The 20,286-nt window shown below is 61.7% G+C and carries 14 protein-coding genes; 8 read left to right on the plus strand and 6 right to left on the minus strand.

Annotated elements, in window-relative coordinates; all coding sequences use genetic code 11:
- Window positions 1–29 precede the first annotated feature (29 nt).
- The 4 genes from htpX (at window position 30) to purH (ending at window position 5,984) form a co-directional block, all read left to right on the plus strand.
- Window positions 30–992: a zinc metalloprotease HtpX gene (gene htpX / locus FHT79_RS30385; RefSeq protein ID WP_047615869.1), complete on the plus strand. Its 963-nt coding sequence runs from the start codon at window positions 30–32 to the stop codon at window positions 990–992.
- Entirely contained in the window at window positions 983–2,371 is a 1,389-nt protein-coding gene (locus FHT79_RS30390) for an RsmB/NOP family class I SAM-dependent RNA methyltransferase (RefSeq protein ID WP_028758414.1), read from the plus strand. Before htpX ends, FHT79_RS30390 begins: the two co-directional genes overlap by 10 nt.
- Window positions 2,372–2,586: 215 nt before the next feature.
- Entirely contained in the window at window positions 2,587–4,260 is a 1,674-nt protein-coding gene (locus tag FHT79_RS30395; protein WP_047615864.1) for a heparinase II/III family protein, read from the plus strand.
- Window positions 4,261–4,367: 107 nt separating this feature from the next.
- On the plus strand, window positions 4,368–5,984 hold the full coding sequence (gene purH, locus FHT79_RS30400; RefSeq protein ID WP_047615862.1) for a bifunctional phosphoribosylaminoimidazolecarboxamide formyltransferase/IMP cyclohydrolase: 1,617 nt from the start codon (window positions 4,368–4,370) through the stop codon (window positions 5,982–5,984).
- A 51-nt stretch (window positions 5,985–6,035) separates the two neighbouring features.
- On the opposite strand, the gene FHT79_RS30405 is transcribed toward purH, so the two are convergent.
- From FHT79_RS30405 to FHT79_RS30415, 3 genes are read right to left on the minus strand one after another with little or no spacing between them, the layout of a single operon-like run.
- Entirely contained in the window at window positions 6,036–7,424 is a 1,389-nt protein-coding gene (locus tag FHT79_RS30405) for an MFS transporter (RefSeq protein ID WP_028758890.1), read from the minus strand.
- 24 nt (window positions 7,425–7,448) lie between these two features.
- Window positions 7,449–12,224, minus strand: a complete 4,776-nt coding sequence (locus tag FHT79_RS30410; RefSeq protein WP_183904635.1) for an NAD-glutamate dehydrogenase — start codon at window positions 12,222–12,224, stop codon at window positions 7,449–7,451.
- Between the two features lie 12 nt (window positions 12,225–12,236).
- A complete protein-coding gene (locus FHT79_RS30415; RefSeq protein WP_183904636.1) occupies window positions 12,237–12,482 on the minus strand; it encodes a hypothetical protein in 246 nt (81 codons plus the stop codon).
- A gap of 18 nt (window positions 12,483–12,500) precedes the next feature.
- Here FHT79_RS30415 and pdxY point away from each other — a divergent pair, with 18 nt between their 5' ends.
- The 3 genes from pdxY to FHT79_RS30430 all read left to right on the plus strand — a co-directional run bounded on the left by pdxY (window position 12,501) and on the right by FHT79_RS30430 (window position 15,805).
- Window positions 12,501–13,376, plus strand: coding sequence for a pyridoxal kinase PdxY (pdxY, locus tag FHT79_RS30420; protein WP_183904637.1), 876 nt, complete (start codon window positions 12,501–12,503; stop codon window positions 13,374–13,376).
- A 71-nt stretch (window positions 13,377–13,447) separates the two neighbouring features.
- Entirely contained in the window at window positions 13,448–14,089 is a 642-nt protein-coding gene (locus FHT79_RS30425; protein ID WP_047615856.1) for a carbonic anhydrase, read from the plus strand.
- Window positions 14,090–14,185: 96 nt separating this feature from the next.
- Window positions 14,186–15,805, plus strand: coding sequence for a GGDEF domain-containing protein (locus tag FHT79_RS30430; RefSeq protein WP_183904638.1), 1,620 nt, complete (start codon window positions 14,186–14,188; stop codon window positions 15,803–15,805).
- Between the two features lie 117 nt (window positions 15,806–15,922).
- Here FHT79_RS30430 and FHT79_RS30435 read toward each other — a convergent pair whose 3' ends face one another.
- The 3 genes from FHT79_RS30435 to FHT79_RS32540 all read right to left on the minus strand — a co-directional run bounded on the left by FHT79_RS30435 (window position 15,923) and on the right by FHT79_RS32540 (window position 18,376).
- On the minus strand, window positions 15,923–16,744 hold the full coding sequence (locus tag FHT79_RS30435; RefSeq protein ID WP_132574460.1) for a lytic transglycosylase domain-containing protein: 822 nt from the start codon (window positions 16,742–16,744) through the stop codon (window positions 15,923–15,925).
- A 273-nt stretch (window positions 16,745–17,017) separates the two neighbouring features.
- Window positions 17,018–18,052: an aspartate-semialdehyde dehydrogenase gene (locus FHT79_RS30440; RefSeq protein WP_047615853.1), complete on the minus strand. Its 1,035-nt coding sequence runs from the start codon at window positions 18,050–18,052 to the stop codon at window positions 17,018–17,020.
- 111 nt (window positions 18,053–18,163) lie between these two features.
- The gene (locus FHT79_RS32540) at window positions 18,164–18,376 is read right to left on the minus strand and encodes a hypothetical protein (protein WP_028759181.1); all 213 of its coding nucleotides are present in this window, start codon (window positions 18,374–18,376) and stop codon (window positions 18,164–18,166) included.
- A gap of 86 nt (window positions 18,377–18,462) precedes the next feature.
- Between FHT79_RS32540 and FHT79_RS30450 the strand changes: the two genes are divergently transcribed.
- On the plus strand, window positions 18,463–20,217 hold the full coding sequence (locus tag FHT79_RS30450; RefSeq protein ID WP_183904639.1) for an alkaline phosphatase: 1,755 nt from the start codon (window positions 18,463–18,465) through the stop codon (window positions 20,215–20,217).
- Window positions 20,218–20,286: the final 69 nt, after the last annotated feature.

The following is a 20,286-nucleotide window of genomic DNA, read 5'->3' on the forward strand; positions in this document are numbered from 1 at the left end:
GACGCCGAAATCGGAGATGGAGATCCGCAATGAACCTCGTCCGCACTGCCATGTTGCTTGCCTTCATGACGGCGCTTTTCATGTTCGTCGGCTTCCTGATCGGCGGTCGGGCCGGCATGATGATCGCCTTCGTCATTGCCGCCGGCATGAATTTCTTCTCCTACTGGAATTCCGATCGGATGGTGCTTTCGGCCTATCGCGCGCAGGAGGTCGACGAGCGCAACGCGCCTGAGTTTTTCCGGATCGTGCGCGATCTCGCCGGCAATGCCGGTTTGCCGATGCCGAAGGTCTATCTCTACGACAGCCCGCAGCCGAATGCCTTCGCCACCGGCCGCAATCCCGACAATGCTGCCGTGGCCGCCTCTACCGGCCTGCTCAGCGCATTGTCTCCCGAGGAGGTGGCGGGCGTAATGGCGCATGAACTGGCGCATATTCAGAACCGCGACACGCTGACGATGACGATCACGGCAACACTTGCCGGTGCGATCTCGATGCTTGGCAACTTCGCTTTCTTCTTCGGGGGCAATCGTGACAACAACAGCAATCCTCTCGGCTTCATCGGCGTCATCGTCGCGATGATCGTGGCGCCGCTCGCCGCCATGCTGGTGCAGATGGCGATCAGCCGCACGCGCGAATATTCGGCCGACCGCCGCGGCGCCGAGATCTGCGGCAATCCGCTCTGGCTCGCTTCGGCGCTCGGCAAGATCGCGCGCGGTGCCGCCCATGTTCCGAACGAAGATGCCGAGCGCAATCCGGCGACGGCACATATGTTCATCATCAATCCGCTCTCCGGAGAGCGGATGGACAATCTGTTTTCCACCCATCCGAACACGGAAAACCGCATCGCTGCCCTGTATGACATGGCGCAAGGCGGCATGAATGTCTCGACGTCGCCGGCGCGTGCTGCTAATCCGTCGCGCAAATCGCGCTCTGTTCCGGATACGGGCCTTGGTCGCGGTGGTTCGCAACCGCCAAAAGGTCCGTGGTCTTGAATTCAGACGGCACGAAGAAGCCATTCCGCAAGCAAAAGCCCTCCGCCGAGCGCTCCGCACCGGCTAAACCCGGCATGCAGGCGCGGGCCGCCGCGGCAAAAATTCTTGCTGCCGTCGTCGACCGCAAGCTGCCGCTCGACGGCGCTCTCGATCATGAACACGGCAATCCGGCCTATAGGGCGCTCGGCGAAAGCGACCGGGCGCTCGTCCGCGCCATCCTGAACACGACGCTGCGTCATCTGCCGCGCATCGATGCCGCCATTGCCGGGCTGCTGGATTCGCCGCTGCCGGAGGGGGCAAGGGCGCTGCATCATGTGCTTGCGATCGGCGCGGCGCAGATCCTCTATCTCGACGTGCCCGATCATTCGGCTGTCGATCTTGCCGTCGAGCAGGCCAATCAGGACCCGCGCAATCGCCGTTTCGCCAAGCTGGTCAATGCCATCCTCCGTCGGCTCGGCCGCGAAAAGGCTGAGGTGCTGGGTGAGATCGGCAAGGTCGCGCCGATGCCGGCCTGGTTCATCGCCAGGCTGGAGAAGGCTTATGGCCGGGATGCGGCGCTGGCGATTTCGGAATCCCAGCTCGAGCCGGCCGCGATCGATCTGACCGTCAAATCCGACCCTGAAGGCTGGGCCAAGCGGCTGAACGGTGTTGCCCTGCCGACGGGCGGTGTGCGGCTTGCTGCCTTCGACGGCGGCATTCCTGCGCTCGAAGGCTTCGATGAGGGCGAATGGTGGGTGCAGGATGCGGCAGCAAGCATCCCCGCCAAGCTTTTCGGCGATCTCTCGGGCAGACGTACCGCCGATCTCTGCGCCGCGCCCGGCGGCAAGACGGCGCAGCTCATTCTTGCCGGTGGCGAAGTCACCGCCCTCGACCAGTCGGAAAGCCGGCTAAGACGGCTGCGGTCGAATCTCGACCGGCTTGGCCTCAAAGCCGAGACGATTGCGGCAGACCTGACGACGTTCGAGCCGGCGGAGCGTTTCGATGCGATCCTGCTCGATGCCCCCTGCTCTTCCACCGGCACGACACGCCGGCACCCTGACGTGCTGTGGACCAAAGGAGCTGAGGATATTGCCAGGCTGGCGGCGCTACAGGAACGGCTGCTGCGCCATGCGCTGACATTGCTGAAGCCGGGCGGCACGCTGGTTTTTTCGAATTGCTCGCTCGACCCTGCCGAGGGTGAGGACGTCGTCGCCCGTGTTCTTTCCGATACGGATGCGGTCGAGCGCGTTTCGATCGGTGCCGGCGACTGGCCCGGCCTCGAGGCGGCGATCACACCACTCGGCGAATTCCGCACGCTTCCCACCATGCTGAAAATGCCCGATGGCATCGCCTCCGGCCTCGACGGCTTCTATGCGGCCGTGCTGCGTCGCGTGGCCTGATTGCAGGCTTGAGCGCGCCCAGGCGAATCTCCGCCAAGCCAGACATTTCACAGCCCGGCATTACGCATGCCGTTCTCACAAAACCGCCCGCATGATGCCGTTGAAACGCGTTAATTGCGTATATTCGAACCTTGTCACGAATTAATTCATTGCGGACGATGAAATCGGCCGCTTTTCACCTATTCTTAACCACGAGGGTCAATAGACAATAGAATATGCAGTTTGGTCGGCGTTTTGCGAGCATGTATGTTCGGGAGGCTTGGCGGCGCGCCTTGCGCCGCGTCGCGTTGCTGCGCCTGAAGCTCTTTCGCCATTCGATCAAGGTGCCCGAGCGTCTGATCGTCGCGCCGACCGATCTGCGCAGCATCGATCCGCATGTGGCCGACGAGATCCTCAACGGACGTTTTCTCCTGGCCGGGCGGATGCTGGAAACCAACGGAAAGTCGCCCTTCACCTTCACCCTGCCCTCGCGCCCCTTCGCGATCCGTCTTCATAGCTTCGGCTGGTTGCGGCATATGCGGGCGAACAAGACGGAGCGCAGCTCGGCTGCCGCCCGCGCGATCGTCGACAGCTGGCTTTCCATCCATGCCGGCCGGATGGAGGGGGTCGCCTGGGAGACCGACGTCACCGCCCAGCGCGTCATTGCCTGGCTGTCGCATTCACCGGTGGTGCTGCAGAACGCCGATCGCGGCTTCTATCGCCGCTTCATGAAGTCGCTGGCGTTCCAGGTGAGGTTCCTGCACCGCATGGCGCCGTTCACCCTCGGCGGCCTGGAGCTGTTTCGGCTGCGTATTGCGCTCGCCATGGCCTCCGTTGCCATGCCGGCGCGCGCCTCCACGCTCAGAAGGGCGGCGCAGGCGCTCGACCGCGAGTTCGATAGCCAGATTCTGTCGGATGGCGGCCATATCTCGCGCAATCCACGTGTCGGGCTGGAATTGCTGCTTGATCTGCTGCCGCTCAGGCAGACCTATGTCAATCTCGGTCATGACCTGCCGCAGAAGCTGATCTCCGGCATCGACCGCATGTATCCGGCATTGCGGTTCTTTCGCCATCAGGACGGCGACCTGGCGCTCTTCAACGGAGCGACCTCGACGCTCGCAAACGAGCTGATGTCGGTGCTGCGATATGACGAGACCGCCGGTCAGCCGTTCAAAGCTTTGCCGCATTCGCGCTATCAGCGGCTTTCCGGCGGGAAGACCGTGATCATTGCCGATACCGGCACGCCGCCTTCGGCAGGCGGGCTGCGGACCGCGCATGCCGGCAGCCTCTCCTTCGAGATGTCGTCCGGCCGCCATCGCTTCATCGTCAATTCCGGTTCGCCGAAATTTGCCGGGCACCGCTATGTCCAGATGGCGCGAACGACGGCGGCGCATTCGACCGTCATCCTCAACGACACCTCGTCCAGCCGTTTTTCGCCCTCGCCCTTCCTCAATCACGCGATCATCGAACCGGTCAAGACAGTCACCGTCGAGCGCGCCGAAACGGAGGATGGACGCGACGGCATCAAGCTCAGCCATGACGGTTATCTCAGGGTGTTCGGGGTGCTGCACGAGCGTGAACTGACCCTCAATGCCGCGGGCTCGATCGTGACAGGCCGCGACCGGCTCGTCGTCCGCGAAGGATATGAGAGTGACGAGCCCCTGAATGCTGTCGCCCGTTTTCATATCCATCCCGCGATCGTCCTGCATCAGAGTGACGGCGAGTCCGTGCTGTTGACGGCGCCGGACGGTGAAAGCTGGCTGTTTTCGGCACCCGGCAATGAAGTGCTGATCACCGAGGACATTTTCTTCGCCGACAGCTCCGGCATCTGCGGTTCGGACCAGATCGAGATCGATTTCGATCTTGCCGAGAAGACGGAAATCCGCTGGTTCCTGTCCCGCAAGGGCTAGATCATGTGCCGACGCCTGTTTGCGCGGCGGCAAAGCTGTGCTAACGCGACGCCAGCATGCGAGCATCCCTCGCGGATATCTCCCGAAGCCCGAACGGAGAAGGTTTCATGGCCGTCATTTCCAAGAAGATCCCCGCCCCCGACAAGGTCGAAATTAAGACCGCACTCATTTCCGTCTTCGACAAGACCGGGATCGTCGAGCTCGCCCACGCCCTGTCTGCCAGGGGCGTCCGCCTGCTTTCGACCGGTGGCACCTATAAAGCGATCACTGCTGCCGGTCTCGCCGTCACCGATGTCTCCGAAATCACCGGGTTTCCGGAGATCATGGACGGGCGCGTCAAGACGCTGCATCCGACGGTGCATGGCGGTCTGCTGGCGATCCGCGACGACAGCGAACACCAGGAGGCGATGAAAACGCACGGTATCGAGAGCATCGACCTCGCCGTCATCAATCTCTACCCCTTCGAGGAGGTGCGCGCCGCCGGCGGCGACTATCCGACGACTGTCGAGAATATCGATATCGGCGGTCCGGCGATGATCCGCGCATCGGCCAAGAACCATGCCTATGTGACGATTCTGACCGATCCGGCCGATTATGCCGAACTCACGGAGCAGCTTTCCGCAGATGACGGCAAGACTGGCTATGCCTTCCGCCAGCGCATGGCCGCCAAGGCCTATGCCCGCACCGCCGCCTATGATGCGATGATTTCCAACTGGTTCGCCGAGGCGCTGTCGATCGACACGCCGCACCACCGGGTCATCGGCGGTGCGCTGAAGGAAGAGATGCGCTACGGCGAAAACCCGCATCAGAAGGCGGCCTTCTATGTCACCGGCGAGAAGCGCCCGGGTGTTTCTACGGCCACCCTTCTCCAGGGCAAGCAGCTCTCCTACAACAACATCAACGATACGGATGCCGCCTACGAGCTCGTCGCCGAGTTCCTGCCTGAGACAGCGCCGGCCTGCGCCATCATCAAGCATGCCAATCCCTGCGGTGTTGCCACCGGATCGAGCCTGGTCGAAGCCTATCAGCGGGCGCTCGCCTGCGATTCCGTTTCCGCCTTCGGCGGGATCATTGCCCTCAACCGGACGCTGGACGCCGAAACGGCCGAAGAGATCGTCAAGCTCTTCACCGAAGTGATCATCGCGCCGGATGTGACGGAGGAGGCGAAGGCGATCGTCGCCCGCAAACCGAATCTGCGGCTGCTGTCGGCCGGCGGCCTGCCCGATCCGCGTGCCGCAGGCCTGACGGCAAAGACCGTTTCCGGCGGCCTGCTGGTCCAGAGCCGGGACAACGGCATGGTCGAAGATCTGGAACTCAAGGTCGTCACCAGGCGCGCGCCGACGGCACGGGAACTTGATGACATGAAGTTCGCCTTCAAGGTCGGCAAACATGTGAAATCGAATGCCGTGGTCTATGCCAAGGACGGCCAGACAGCCGGTATCGGCGCCGGCCAGATGAGCCGCGTCGATTCGGCCCGCATCGCCGCTTTGAAGGCCGAGGAGGCCGCCAAGGCGCTCGGCCTTGCCGTGCCGATGACCCATGGTTCGGCAGTCGCCTCCGAAGCCTTCCTGCCTTTTGCTGACGGTCTTCTGTCGATGATCGCCGCAGGGGCGACCGCGGTTATCCAGCCGGGCGGCTCGATGCGCGACCAGGAAGTCATCGATGCTGCCAACGAACACGGCATCGCGATGGTGTTCACCGGCATGCGCCATTTCCGCCATTGAATGAGGATCGGGCGCGGCACGCGCTCATCTCCGGCTTGATCGGGCCTGTTCCTATGCCCGATCGGCCGGATAGGGCGTGCGGATCAGGAGCACCAGTCCGCCGGCGAGAAACAGGATCAGCGTTGCCATTCCGAGCCGCGGTGATCCGCTGATATAGGTCACCAGCGAGAAGAGCAGCGTCGCCATGAAACTCGTGGCGCGCCCCGAAAGCGCATAAATGCCGAAATAGCGGCCGGCCTCCTCGGGGCTGACGCTGCGGGCGAGATAGGAGCGCGACGAGGCCTGCACCGGCCCGAAGGCGAGCCCGATCAGCAGACCATAGAGGATATAAGCCTTTTCCGCCGCGGTCCCGAAGAGGCCACCGGAATCGGCCATCGGCAGCGGCATCAGTCCGAACAGCGTGTAACCCGGTCCTGTCGAGATGATGCCGATGGTGGCGAGAAGCAGCATGGTCAGGCTGATGACGACGGTCACCTTCGAACCGACGCTCCTGTCGACGCGGCCGGCGATCAGGCAGCCGAAGATCGCGACGACATTCAAGATGATGCCGTAGATGCCGATCTCGATTGTCGCCCAGCCGAACATGCCGGCCGCAAAGATTCCACCAAGGATCAGCAGGCCGTTGACGCCGTCCTGATAGATCATCCGGGCGACGAGGAATGTCAGGATGCCGCGGCGCTCCTTAAGTTCGGCAAGCGTATTCCTGAGCTCCCGCAAGCCCGAGCGGACAGCGGTGCCGAAGGGAAGGCCCTTGCCGACATCCGGTGTGAAGAAGAACATCGGCAGGATGAAGATCAGGTACCAGACGGCCGAGATCGGCCCGGTGATGCGTGCATCCTGGCCGGTCTTGGGATCGAGACCGAATAACGGATCGAGGCCGAGGATGGTCTTGCCGCTCTCGGGACTTGCCGCCAAAAGCGTCACGACGGCAATGAGCACGATCATGCCGCCCAGATAACCGAGCCCCCAGGCGGTGTTGGAGAGCTTTCCGACCTCGTGCCTGGCGACCAGGCGCGGCATCATCGAATCGTTGAAGACGATCGAAAACTCCGCCGAGATCGAGGCGAGGATCATGAAAATGACGGGATAGAGGACTGGTGAACCCGGGGCGGCAAACCACAGGCAGGAAAGGCTGGCGATCTTGATGACGGCGAAGAAGCCGATCCAGGGTTTGCGTGCGCCGGACTGGTCGGCGATCGAGCCGAGAACGGGTGAGAGCAGGGCGATGATCACCGAGGAGATCGTCGCCATGTTGCTCCACGTCGTCTGCGCGGAAACCGGGTCATCGGTCAGGCGGGAAACGAAATAGGGCCCGAAGATAAAGGTTGTGACCACGGTAAAGAAGGGCTGCGCTGCCCAATCGAAGAACATCCACCCCCATATGCCCTTCTCCGTGGCCTTCGGCGGTTGCGTTCCTGTCCAGTCAATGCGATTCAACATCCGCTCCTTTTTTCGCGGACTGTCTCACCTCGCCCGGTCGCGCGCAAGATCGGTCAGGATACCTGCGGCAACGGTAATACGCGCAAGGTTGGGATCGCCGCCGTCGCTGAGGCTCGAAAGCTCTTCGAGGATACGGTTGATGCGGATGCGATCCTGCGCATGCCAGGCCTGAACCGGAAGCTTTTCCTTGCCGTGATCGGAAAGAGCCGAGATGACGATGTCGCGTCTGGCGCTGGCGATCTGGTCGATGCTGCGGGCAAGCGCCAGATTCTCGTAATGGTCGGAGGTGAGGATCCGTCCGCCGGCTGCCAGCAGCCTGGCGATACGGAAGGTCTGCGACACCGCGAAGTAGTTTTCAGCGGCGCGCACCAGGGGCTCGCCGGTGCGTTCGGTAATCTGCATGATCTCCGGCACCAGCGCGAAGCTTTGGAGGTTGGCAATCTCGGCCGCGAGCTTTTCGGGCACGCCTGCCTGGCCGTACTCCGCCTGGCGGGTGGCGGTATCGCCGGCCGCCTGTTCGGCGAAGGCAGGCCTCAGCCTCTTCAGGGCTGCCTGCAGCCGGCTAATCACTTCCGCCATATCGGCCTTGGTCATGCCGGTCTTCAAGAGCAGTCGCGTCAACACGATAAAGCTATGGCTGATTTCCTCGTAGATGCGGTTCTGCATCTCACCTGATATCTTGCCGTCGAGAGCGTCCGTTTCGGACCAGAGCCGGGTCAGGTCGAACCCGTCGCGGGCAACGATCGCGGCGCGCACCACTTCCGGCGCCGAGGCCGCCGTCGCGTCCATCATGGCGACGGTGAAGCTCGGCCCGCCGCGGTTGATCGCTTCATTGGCAAGCACCGTCGCGACGATTTCGTGCTTCAGGCGATGGCTGGCGATATCGCCGGCATTCGTCTTCTGCATCTTGACGGGGAAATAATTCGAAAGCGTCGCGGTGAAATAGGGATCATCCGGCAGATCGCTTGCGGCCAGCGCATCGAAGAGCACGATCTTGGCATAAGACAGCAGCACGCCGATTTCCGGCCGCGTCAGCGGCTTGCCGGCAGCATAGCGTTCGGCGAGGGTCTGGTCGTCCGGCAGCGTCTCGACCTTGCGATTCAGCTGCTTGGCGCCTTCGAGAACCGTCATGAAGCGCGCAAGTTCCAGGCCATTTGCCGTGCCCTTGCGTTCTGTCAGCGAGATCGCCAGCGACTGCAGGTAATTGTTGCGCAGCACCAGGGCCGCCACTTCGCCGGTCATCGAGGAAAGAAGCTGGTCGCGTTTTGCCCGCGTCAGGCGTCCGTCGTGCATGGCGGCGGCCAGCGCGATCTTGATGTTGACCTCAACGTCCGAGGTGTTGACGCCGGCCGAGTTGTCGATGGCGTCGGAGTTGCAGCGTCCACCCTTCAGACTATAGGCGATGCGGCCCTTCTGGGTAACGCCGAGGTTTGCGCCCTCGCCGATCACCTTGGCGCGCACCTCAACCGCGGTGATGCGGATTGGGTCGTTGGCGCGGTCGCCGACTTCGGTGTCGGTTTCGGAAGGCGCTTTCACATAGGTGCCGATGCCGCCGAACCAGAGCAGGTCGACCTCACTCTTCAGGATCGCCGTGATGATTTCGAAGGGCGTGGCCACGGCCTTGTCGATGCCGATTGCAGCAACCGCTTCCGGCGTCAGCGAGACCGATTTCGCCGAGCGAGAAATGATCATTGCCCCCTTCGAGAGCTTGCTCTTGTCGAAATCCTGCCAACTCGAACGCGGCAGGTCGAAGAGCCGCTGACGTTCGGCCAGCGCCTTTTCCATGTCGGGATCGGGATCGATGATGATGTCGCGATGATCGAAGGCGGCAATGAGCCGGATCTTGGGAGACAGCAGCATGCCGTTGCCGAAGACGTCGCCCGACATGTCGCCGACGCCGGCGACGGTAAAAGGTGTCGTCTGGATATCGATGTCCATTTCGCGGAAATGGCGTTTCACGGTTTCCCAGGCGCCGCGGGCGGTGATGCCCATCTTCTTGTGGTCATAACCGGCCGAGCCGCCGGAAGCGAAGGCGTCGTCCAGCCAGAAGCCGGCTTCCTGCGCCAATGCATTGGCGGTGTCGGAGAAGGTCGCGGTGCCCTTGTCGGCGGCGACGACGAAATAGGGGTCGTCACCGTCGAGCCTGACCGTATCCTTCGGCGGCACGATATCGGCGCCCGATATATTGTCGGTGATCGAAAGCAGCGTGCGGATATAGGTCTTGTAAGCCTCGCGGCCGGTATTGAAGATCTCGTCGCGGCTGCCGCCGACCGGGAGCTTCTTTGGATAGAAGCCGCCCTTGGCGCCGACCGGCACGATGACCGCGTTCTTCACCTGCTGCGCCTTGACGAGGCCGAGCACTTCGGTGCGGTAATCCTCGGCGCGATCCGACCAGCGCAGGCCGCCGCGCGCCACCTTGCCGAAGCGCAGGTGCACACCTTCGACTTCGACGCCGTAGACGAACATCTCGCGGAAGGGTTTCGGTTCCGGCAGCCCGTCGACCAGGTGCGGATCGAGCTTGAAGGCCAGCATCGGTTTCGGCGAGCCGTCGGGGTTCTTCTGGAAATAGTTAGTGCGCAGCGTCGCATCGACGATATTGACGTAGCGGCGCAGGATACGGTCGTCGTCAAGGCTCGGCACGTCGGCGAGCTCTGCCTCGATCGCCTGGTGCAGTTCGGCAAGTTTCTTCACGCGGACCTTCTCCGACAGCCGGGTGTCGAGAGTGTCATGGAAGAGACGAAAGATGGCGGCGGCGACGACAGGATATTTGTCGAGCGTCGTTGCGATATAGTCCTGCGAATAGGCGATGCCGGCCTGGCGGAGATAACGCGCATAGGCGCGCAGCACGTTGGTCTCGCGCGCCGAAAGCCCGGCCGAAATGATCAGCCGGTTGAAGCTGTCATTGTCGATCGTGCCGGCGAAGGCGGCTACGAAGGCTTCCTCGAGGGCGGCGCCGTAACGCGCCAGATCGATTTCGCCGCCATTGCGGGTTTCGAGCTCCATGTCGTGCAGCACGACGAGTTTCGTTTCTGCATCGGCGGCCGGCACTCCGATGTCGAAGGTACGTTCGCTGACGACATTGAAGCCGAGATTCTCGAGAAGCGGCACGCGGCGCGACAGCGCCAGCTGGCCGCCGGCGTGGAAGATCTTCAAGGAAAGGGTGCGGCCCTGCTCTTCCTGACGATGGTAGAACTGGATGCGAAGCGGCTCGCCTGCGGCGCAGGCGCCGATATCCGCAAGGTCGGCCACGGTTTCCTCCGGGGTGAAGGAATCCTGGAAGGCCTGGTCGACCGATATCTTCGGCGCCTTTGCCCCGGCCAGTGCCTCGAAACGGTCGTCCCAGCGGGCGGTGATCTCACGGATCATCTGCTCAAGCTTTGCCTGCGGAATGCGTGGCGTCTTGCCGCCGGAGCGACCGATGATGAAATGTACGCGCGCCACGCCGCCTTCCGGGAAAGCCGGGTAATAGGCGGAGACGCGGCCGTCATAGACGGTCTTCAGATAGGTGCCGATCCGCTCGCGAACGATCGAGTCATATTCCTCGCGCGGCACGTAGACGATCACCGAGACGAAGCGATCGAAATGGTCGATGCGCGGCAGGACGCGCACGCGCGGCCGATCGGCCAGGTCGTTGATCTGTTCGGCAAAACTTGCAAGCAGCGTCGTGTCGATCTGGAAGAGATCGTCGCGCGGATAGGATTCCAGCGTGTTGTCGAGCATGCGGCCGGAATGGCTCATCGGGTCGAAGCCGAAATGCTCCTTCACCTTCTCGACCTTAGAACGCAGCAGCGGGATTTCCGAGGCGAGCGACGTATAGGCCGTCGAGGTGAAAAGGCCGACGATACGCAGTTCGCCGGTGACCTTGCCTTGCGCGTCGAAGCGCTTGACGCCGACATAATCCATATAGGCCCGGCGATGGACGATCGATTTCACATTCGCCTTGGTGACGATCAGGAAGTCGGGGCCGTCGAGGAAGGCAAGAATCTCAGGCGTAGTCGTCACGGCGTCCTTGCCGGTGCGCAACACGAGAACATCGGGGTTGGAGAGGATGCCGAGGCCTGCTCCCTTGTCGCGTTCGACCCTGGCATCGCTCCCCTTGCCGGAATAGACATATTCACGCATGCCGAGGAAAGTGAAATTCTCGTCGCGCAGCCAGGTCAGGAAGGCGACGGCTTCGTCGCGATCGGCCTTCTTGCGGCCGGTGCCATTGGCCGAAAGCTCGGCGATCACGCCGTCGACCTTGGAAAGCATCGGCTTCCAGTCGGACACCGACAGGCGCACCTGTTCGAGCACGGTTTCGATGCGTTTGACGAGATCGGCGGTCTGGGTGGAATTGAGCGGCGCAATATGAAGCTGGATATGGCTGACGCGATTGGTCGGGTCGCTCGGGTGATCGGCGGAATAGAGCGCAGGCGCCTTGCCCTTTTCCATGACCAGGATGGGATGCACGGCCATGAACAGGTCGCGATAGCTGCTCGTCACTTCACCCATGACCGATTCAAACAGAAAAGGCATGTTCCGGTCGGTGACGGAAAGCACCGAGACGGCGATGCCATCCGGCGTCACGTCGGCAATGGTGTCGATGCTGACGCGCGGCGCCTTGCCGCTCCATGCGGCGAGTTCCTTTGCCGAGTGTACGGCAGAGAGTGCCAGCATTTCAGGCGTATAGAGTTCGAGATCATCATTGCTTGCCCGGCCGAAGAGAATTTCCGGATCGAGATGCGCCTCGCCCGTCGCCTTGGCGATCTTGCGCGCGCTTTCGATCTGCTTTTCCCGTTTCGGATTGTTTCTGGCAGCCATGGATCGCCTCCCTCAATGGTCTGATTTTCTGCAAGCTAGCAGAAGATTCTTCGAAAAAATCTCTAAAAGAGAGGTTCGAAGGATTGTTTTGGCGCTTTTTTGGCGCTCGAAACGAGAAAATCCAAGAAATTTTCCGCTTTCGTGGCGAAATGAAAGAGAAAGTTCCGTCTTCAGGATTTTCGTTCCGCCGCACATTTCCACGCTCGCATGAACAATGGTTGACAGCGTGGCGTCAAAAAGATCATCAAACGCGGTCATCATTCGGATCTGGATATCATGTCGGAAAATGCAGCGGGTGCAGTCATCGTCATCTCCAGCCATGTGGTGCGTGGCTCGGTCGGAAACCGGGCAGCCGTCTTTGCGCTGGAGACGCTTGGCCACCCGGTCTGGGCCCTGCCGACCGTCGTGCTGCCCTGGCATCCCGGCCATGGCCGCTCGACGAGGCTGACTTTTGCGGAAACGGATTTCGACGCGGCGATCGACGATCTCATCCGCGCGCCCTGGATCGGCGAAGTCAAGGCGGTGCTTTCCGGCTATTTCGGCAACGCCGCTCAAGTCCGCTCCGTCGCCCGGCTGGTCGATGCGCTCCGGCAAAACAATCCCGAGCACATCTATGTCTGCGATCCCGTCATGGGCGATCTCGGCGGCCTTTATGTGCCGGAAGCAACCGCGGAGGCCATTCGCGACCACCTTATTCCGCTCGCCTCGCTGGCGACGCCGAACCGCTATGAACTCGCATGGCTTTCGGGGGCAGCGCTCGAAGACAATGGCGCGATCATGGAGGCGGCGCTCGCGCTCGGACCATCGCGCATGCTTGTCACTTCGGCCGTGCCGATGATGGCGGGCGGCACCGGCAATCTCTATCTTTCCGGCCGTCACGCGCTTCTTGCCGAGCACCGCGTCGTCGACAATCCGCCGAATGGTCTGGGCGACCTGCTCGCCGCCGTCTTCCTGTCGCGCCTGCTTTCCGGGCTCGAGGACGAGAAGGCGCTGCAGCTTGCCACCGCCAGCGTCTTCGAGGTCCTCGCGCGTGCCGTCAAGCGCGGCAGCAACGAACTGATGCTGGCGAGCGATGCGTCCAGTCTTTCGACGCCGATGGCCATGGTGCAGATGCGCCGACTCGTGCACCCGGCGCAGCGGCGGAAAAAATGACGCATCTGCCAATGCGCTCATTTTGCGGTGCAGCAGTTGATCTTGTCTTCCGCGCGCGCTAATCCAGAAGCATGCAGCGTTTTCCAACACCTCTTCTGGACGGCTATCGCAACTTTATGAACGGGCGTTATGCCGACGCCCGCGACAGGTATCGGCAGCTGGCCGAAAATGGCCAGAGTCCGCATACGCTGGTCGTTGCCTGTTCGGATTCGCGGGCGGCGCCGGAGCTGATCTTCGATGCCGGCCCGGGCGAGCTCTTCGTCATCCGCAACGTCGCCAACATGGTGCCGCCCTACGAGCCGGATGGCCATTTCCACTCGACGTCGGCCGCCCTCGAATTTGCCGTGCAGGTGCTGAAGGTCACGGATATCGTCGTCATGGGCCATGGCCGTTGCGGCGGCATTCGGGCTGCGCTCGATCCGAACGCCGAGCCATTGTCGCCGGGTGACTTCATCGGCCGCTGGATGTCGCTGGTCAAACCCGCCGCCGAGCAGATCCAGAGCAACGACGTGATGACGGCCGCCGAACGGCAGACGGCGCTGGAGCGCGTCTCCATTCGCAATTCGATCAGCAATCTCAGAAGCTTTCCCGACATCAAGGCGCTCGAGGAAGCGGGGAAACTTCATCTCCACGGCGCCTGGTTCGACATTTCGACCGGTGAACTCTGGGTCATGGACGCCGAGACACGCGACTTCATTCGGCCCGAAATCTAAGGACGCGCCGGTTTATCAGTTTTTTAAGGATTGTTGTTAAGCTCGCCGTCAATTGGTCGCTCACGACCGACGTTTTGATCACCGTGGCGATTGGCGATGAAGTTCGAAACCATCAAACGGGTTATCCTGGCCGCCATTCTGCTGCCCTTCGTCTTCATGCTCATTGAAGGCGTCGTCGTCATACGCTCTTCAATCAAACAATACAGGGATCTCGAAAAGGACCGGCAGTTCGCCGATGTGCTTGCCCGCGGCGGATCCATCGCCGCCACGGAGATTCTGAGTGAAATTGCCGCCACCCGCCTCTACCTCGCATACCCCGGCAGCACGACTGCCGCCGAAATGCAACGAAGCCGGGTGACGCTCGATCGCGAGCGCCGCGCTTTCTATGCCAGCCTGCCCTCCCGCGATACGCTCGATGACGGCCTCGTCGGCGAATTGTCGGTTCTCAGCCTTGCATACAGCCGCATCATTGCCGCGCGCAGCGCCGTCGACCAGGGCCGTTATGCCGGCAGCGATCCCGGTTCCATCTACTGGTACGCGGCTCTCAAGCAGCTTGCCGTCGTCGATGCGCTTTCACCACTGATCAGCGATCCGATGCTGCTTGAGAAATCCAACCAGCTGATGGGCATCCTGCTGACGTATTACGGCGAAAGGCTGATTACCGGCGTCGGCACCCGCTATCTCGATCGCGGCGTTTCCGCCAGATTTCCGGTGGAGCAGTTCGTACAGGGCAAGACCATGCTCGGTGAGGGCATGGACCACATGGTCTTTCATTCCGCGGCACCGATCGTGCGCGAGATCGTCGCCTATCTCGCCCGCAGCAGTCAGGTGAAGGCGAATGCGATCACCGACGCCATCCTTGCCGGATCGCGGCCGACGCGGGCCGTGCGCGACGTCTGGGCAGCCGCGCAGAGCGAACGCATGACCTTCCTGCAGCAGAAGATGGTCGAGGCCGCAAAAGATATTCACGAGACCGGCGAGAGCCTTTCGAGCCGCGCGCACATACATCTGACGCGGATTCTGGCGCTGTGTGCCGGTCTGCTCATTCTCGCCACGTTGGTGATGGTGCTGGCGGCAAGGGGCCTGCGCCTGATCGATCGGCTGACGCGGGATCGCGAGACGCTGGTGGGCGAGTTGCGCAATGCCGCCCAGACAGACCTTCTGACCGGCCTGTACAACAGGCGCGGCTTCGAGGTCGCCGCATCGGCGCTTCTCACACAAGCCGAACACGGATCGCGCTGGATCTCCGTCGTGCTCTTCGACCTCGATCATTTCAAGAGGACCAACGATGTTCACGGCCATGACGCCGGCGATGCCGTGCTCCGGCAGGTCGCGGGCGTTGCGCGCGAGAATTTCCGTTCCTTCGATCTGCTGGTGCGCCATGGCGGCGAGGAGTTCCTGGCGCTTCTGCCGGATTCGACGCCCGACGATGCCGTAATCGTTGCCGAGCGTGTGCGGCTGGCGATCGAGGCGGCGGAAATCCCCTTGCCGAGCGGCGAAATTCTCAAGGTAACGGCGAGTTTCGGATGCGCCGGCCGGGCAAATGAAGTCTCCAACAGGAACTTCGAGGATCTGGTCAAACGCGCCGACCTGGCGCTCTACGCCGCCAAGGCCTCTGGCCGCAACTGCGTGGTTTCGGGACCGATCGTGCAGGCTTCGGCCCCGGAGGAGCGACGCAAGACGGCGTCCGGCGGCGGTTTTGATTCCCGCAAATGAAAAACGCCGCATATCGCAGCGGCGTTTCCGGCTATCGGTGTCGATAAAGACTTAAAGTCCTTTTGTCTTATGCATGTCGTTGTCCCGGAACCGCTGCACGCTTCCGGGCGACATGCATTATCTGCCGTCGATCTGCTGGCCGATATAGGCGATCGCCTGCTGGTAGACGGTGGCGGCGTTCCAGCCCTGGATGGCAACGAAATTCGGCTCTCCGGGCTGATAGCCGGCGCCGGGGCGCCAACCGTGGCCCTTGAGGAAATTCGCCGTCGAGGCCAGCGCATCGGCGCGGGAACCGACCATGTCGACGCGGCCGTCGCCGTCGCCATCGGCACCGAAGCGCACGACATTGCGCGGCAGGAACTGCGTCTGGCCGATTTCACCATGGGCAGCACCCTTGGCCTGCGGGCTCAGATAACCTTCGGAAACGAGCTGGAGCGCGGCATAGAGCTGGTCGGTGAAATATTCCGAACGGCGGCAGTCATAGGCAAGGGTCGAAACAGCCGACAGCGTATGCTGGTTGCCCATATAGCTGCCAAAACCGGTTTCCATGCCCCAGATTGCGATCAGTGGGCCAGCCGGAACGCCGAAACGGCGCTCGATCGAAGCAAAAAGCGCCTGGTTGGCAGCCTTCATGCTGCGGCCGCGGGAGATGATGGCGGCACCGCCGCGCTTCTGCATGAAAGCGTCGAAGGACAGTTTGAAGCTCTTCTGGCCGCGGTCGGCGGCGATCGTCGGTTTGTTGTAATTGACGTTGGCGAAGGCGCGGTCGAGGACCGAGCGGTTGACGCCGTTTGCCGCTGCTTCCTGCTTGAAGTCGGCGACCCATGCATTGAAACCGCTGCTATTGTTGCCGCATTGGGCGCCCTGGGCCGCTGCCGGCAGCGCGTGAAGAACGCCGGCTGCCGTAAACGCTGCCAGAAGGAATGTTGTCATGCGCATGAGAAACCCCGCTCCAGTCTGCTGAAGCGCGCCGCGGCCGATCGGAACCATGCGACGCGCCCTAAATCTTCGGTCTGTGCATGCCGTTTTCCCAAAACCACTCAACGGTTTCGGGCGGCACGCCTTGGCTTGACGCCGGGCAGAATGCCAGCCGAAAGCGATCTTGTCACGATCACCTTTTAGTAAGCGCTTATGAATAGAGGCGCTTACGGCCCGGCAAAAAGCCCCGCCTTCATCGGCAGGGCTTTAACATATTATGGTTTACAAATGGTATCAGGCGGCCTGCTTGCGCGGCTTGACAAGACCGCGATTGACGAGCAGCTCGGCGATCTGGATGGCGTTCAACGCTGCGCCCTTGCGCAGATTGTCGGAGACCACCCAGATGTTGAGGCCATTTTCAACCGTCGCATCCTCACGGATGCGGGAGATGTAGGTCGCATCTTCGCCGGCGGATTCATATGGCGTGATGTAGCCGCCGTTCTCGCGCTTGTCGATAACGAGGCAGCCCGGTGCATCGCGCAGGATGTCGCGAGCCTGGTCGGCCGTGATCTCGTTTTCGAATTCGATATTGACCGATTCCGAATGGCCGATGAAAACCGGCACGCGCACTGCCGTGCAGGTCACCTTGATCTTCGGATCGAGCATCTTCTTCGTCTCGGCCAGCACCTTCCACTCTTCCTTGGTGTAGCCGTCCTCCATGAAGACGTCGATGTGCGGAATGACGTTGAAGGCGATGCGCTTGGTGAACTTCTTGTTCTCGATCGGATCGGCGACGAAGACGGCGCGCGTCTGGTTGAAGAGTTCGTCCATGCCGTCCTTGCCGGCGCCGGAGACCGACTGATAGGTCGAGATGACGACGCGCTTGATCTTGGCGAAGTCATGCAGCGGCTTCAGAGCCACCACCAGCTGGGCGGTCGAGCAATTCGGATTGGCGATGATGTTGCGCTTGGTGAACTGGCTGATGGCATCCGGGTTCACTTCCGGCACGATCAGCGGCACGTCGGCGTCGTAACGCCAAGCCGACGAATTGTCGATGACGATGCAGCCCTGCTGGCCGATCTTCGGCGAGAACTTCTTGGAGACTTCGCCGCCGGCCGACATCAGGCAGATGTCGGTATCGGAGAAATCGTAATTCTCCAGATTGGAGACCTTCAGCGTCCGGTCACCGTAGGAAACCTCGGTGCCCTGCGAACGCGAGGAGGCGAGTGCCACGACCTCATCGGCGGGGAAGCCGCGCTCGGAGAGGATGTTGAGCATCTCCCGGCCGACATTTCCGGTCGCTCCCGCAACTGCTACTTTGAAACCCATTTCTCAAGCTCTCTTTCTCTTCTCTCCTCTTGTTCGGTGAGGGGAAAGGCGCGACGGATCGCGTCTTCCTGTCCCCAGCCGAGCCGGGGAGAGAGCGGCAGGCCAGAGACGTCAGACGGTTTTCGTCGTCGTTTTGGCCTTGGTTTTGGCGGAAACCGGAACGGCAATGTCCACCCCGGCAACTCGTGCCCGGTCATTGCATTCGGCAATGGCGTGTTCGTCGCGAACCATGGAGATTCCTTTTCCGCTGTTGCTCTTAGAAGGTTTTCCACAGGAGTCAAGGTTTTTGCACTCCGAGCCGGCAGGCAAAGGCGGCGGCCGCAGCGCTGCGACGTTTTGTCATGCCGCTGTCATCCTTGGGAGGTATCCCGGCCCGGTCATCAATGTCTGCACGAAAACGGGGGTTTTCCATGCGTACGCTTCTTGCCGCCTTTGCGGCCACCACCATCCTTGCGGGCGCCGCTCAGGCGACGACGGTCTATCCGCTCGATCGCGCGACGATCCTCGTCGGTTCGCCGTTCGATTTCAAGGTCGAGCTCAACAAGCAGGTCAAGCCCGAAGACGTGAAGATCACCGTCAACGGCCGGGATTACAAGACCGTGCTCGGGGGCGAAGCGCAGTTCGTCGAGTTGGAAAAAGGCAAGGATGACAAGGCTCTCGGCTCCGCTCTCCTGCTGCGCGGCCTGAAGATTTCCGCTCCGGGCGACTACAAGGTCGAAGTTGCTGCCGGAGACGAGACGAAGTCCGTCACCTGGAACGTTTACGAAACCGTAGCCGAGCCGAAGGCCAAGAACATCATCTTCCTGCTGGGCGACGGGCTTTCCGTTGCGCATCGCACCGCTGCCCGCATCATGTCCAAGGGCATGACTGAAGGGAAGGCGAATGGCCGCTTGAACATGGACGATCTCGAGCGCATGGCCTTCATCGGCACGTCGGCGACCAACGCCGTCGATACAGACTCGGCCAATACAATGTCGGCCTACATGACGGGCCACAAGACGGCCGTCAACGCGATCGGCGTCTACGCGGACCGTACGCCGGCCTCCCTCGATGACCCGCGTGTTGAAACGTTCGCGGAAGCTGTCCGCCGCCTGACCAAGAAGTCGATCGGCATCGTTGCAACGGCCGAGGTCGAGGACGCTACGCCGGCTGCGGTCGTTGCCCATACCCGCAACCGCAACGACAAGGCCGATGTCGTCGGCATGCTGCTCGACGTCAAGCCCGAAGTCCTGCTTGGTGGCGGCTCGGCCTATTTCCTCGGCAAGGAGGTCGCCGGTTCCAAGCGCAAGGACAACCAGGACTACATCAAGCTGTTTCAGGATGCCGGCTACAAGCTTGCGACCGACAAGAACGAGCTCGCAGCCAATGCATCGGCGGAAGGCAATCTGCTCGGTCTCTTCCACACCGGCAATATGGACGTGACGCTCGATCGCGAGTTCCTGAAGAAGGGCACCGTTGACAAGTTCCCGAACCAGCCGGGTCTCGTCGCCATGACCAAGGTTGCGCTCGACCGCCTCTCCAAGAATCCTGATGGTTTCTTCCTGATGGTCGAAGGTTCCTCGATCGACAAGATGTCCCATCCGCTCGATTGGGACCGCGCCGTCGTGGAAACCATCGAATTCGACCAGGCCATCGGCGTTGCCCGCGAATTCCAGAAGGCCCATCCGGACACGCTGATCGTCGTCACCGGCGACCATACGCATGGTGTATCGATCATCGGCACCGTCGATGATGACAAGCCCGGCACGGAAATGCGCGAAAAGGTCGGGATCTATGCCGAGGCCGGCTTCCCGAACTACAAGGATGAAAACGGCGATGGCTATCCCGACAGAATCGACGTCAGCCGCCGGCTGTTCCTGAGTGCCAATAACGGCCCCGATCACTACGAGACCTTCCGTCCGAAGCTCGACGGTCCGTTCGTTCCGGCTGTCCAGAACGAAAAGAAGGAATATGTCGCCAACGAGCAGTATAAGGATGTTCCCGGCGCGGTCTTCGTCCAGAGTAATATTCCGAAGAGCGGCGACTCCGGCGTGCACGCCGCTGACGACGTCGTCCTGCAGTCGACCGGTCCGGGCGCTGAAGGTTTCCATGGCTACATGGAACAGAGCGACGTCTATCGCGTGCTCGCCGACACCTTCGCGCTCGGCGCCAAGCAGACGAATTGATCTGAAGCCCGTTCAGTAAGGTCGCTTGCCGGCCTTGCCTCTTTCATCGATCATGGTCCCGGCCGATTA

This window comes from Rhizobium sp. BK212 (assembly GCF_014197475.1).
Lineage (GTDB): Bacteria > Pseudomonadota > Alphaproteobacteria > Rhizobiales > Rhizobiaceae > Rhizobium > Rhizobium anhuiense.

Excerpts from the sequence above, each read along its gene's own strand:
- FHT79_RS30415 (WP_183904636.1), bottom strand. The coding sequence starts at position 12,482 with ATGACCGCGTTTGATGATCTTTTTGACGCCACGCTGTCAACCATTGTT.
- FHT79_RS30440 (WP_047615853.1), bottom strand. The coding sequence starts at position 18,052 with ATGGGTTTCAAAGTAGCAGTTGCGGGAGCGACCGGAAATGTCGGCCGG.
- FHT79_RS30430 (WP_183904638.1), top strand. The coding sequence starts at position 14,186 with ATGAAGTTCGAAACCATCAAACGGGTTATCCTGGCCGCCATTCTGCTG.
- pdxY (WP_183904637.1), top strand. The coding sequence starts at position 12,501 with ATGTCGGAAAATGCAGCGGGTGCAGTCATCGTCATCTCCAGCCATGTG.
- htpX (WP_047615869.1), top strand. The coding sequence starts at position 30 with ATGAACCTCGTCCGCACTGCCATGTTGCTTGCCTTCATGACGGCGCTT.
- purH (WP_047615862.1), top strand. The coding sequence starts at position 4,368 with ATGGCCGTCATTTCCAAGAAGATCCCCGCCCCCGACAAGGTCGAAATT.
- FHT79_RS30410 (WP_183904635.1), bottom strand. The coding sequence starts at position 12,224 with ATGGCTGCCAGAAACAATCCGAAACGGGAAAAGCAGATCGAAAGCGCG.
- FHT79_RS30435 (WP_132574460.1), bottom strand. The coding sequence starts at position 16,744 with ATGCGCATGACAACATTCCTTCTGGCAGCGTTTACGGCAGCCGGCGTT.
- FHT79_RS30405 (WP_028758890.1), bottom strand. The coding sequence starts at position 7,424 with ATGTTGAATCGCATTGACTGGACAGGAACGCAACCGCCGAAGGCCACG.
- FHT79_RS30425 (WP_047615856.1), top strand. The coding sequence starts at position 13,448 with ATGCAGCGTTTTCCAACACCTCTTCTGGACGGCTATCGCAACTTTATG.
- FHT79_RS30450 (WP_183904639.1), top strand. The coding sequence starts at position 18,463 with ATGCGTACGCTTCTTGCCGCCTTTGCGGCCACCACCATCCTTGCGGGC.
- FHT79_RS30395 (WP_047615864.1), top strand. The coding sequence starts at position 2,587 with ATGCAGTTTGGTCGGCGTTTTGCGAGCATGTATGTTCGGGAGGCTTGG.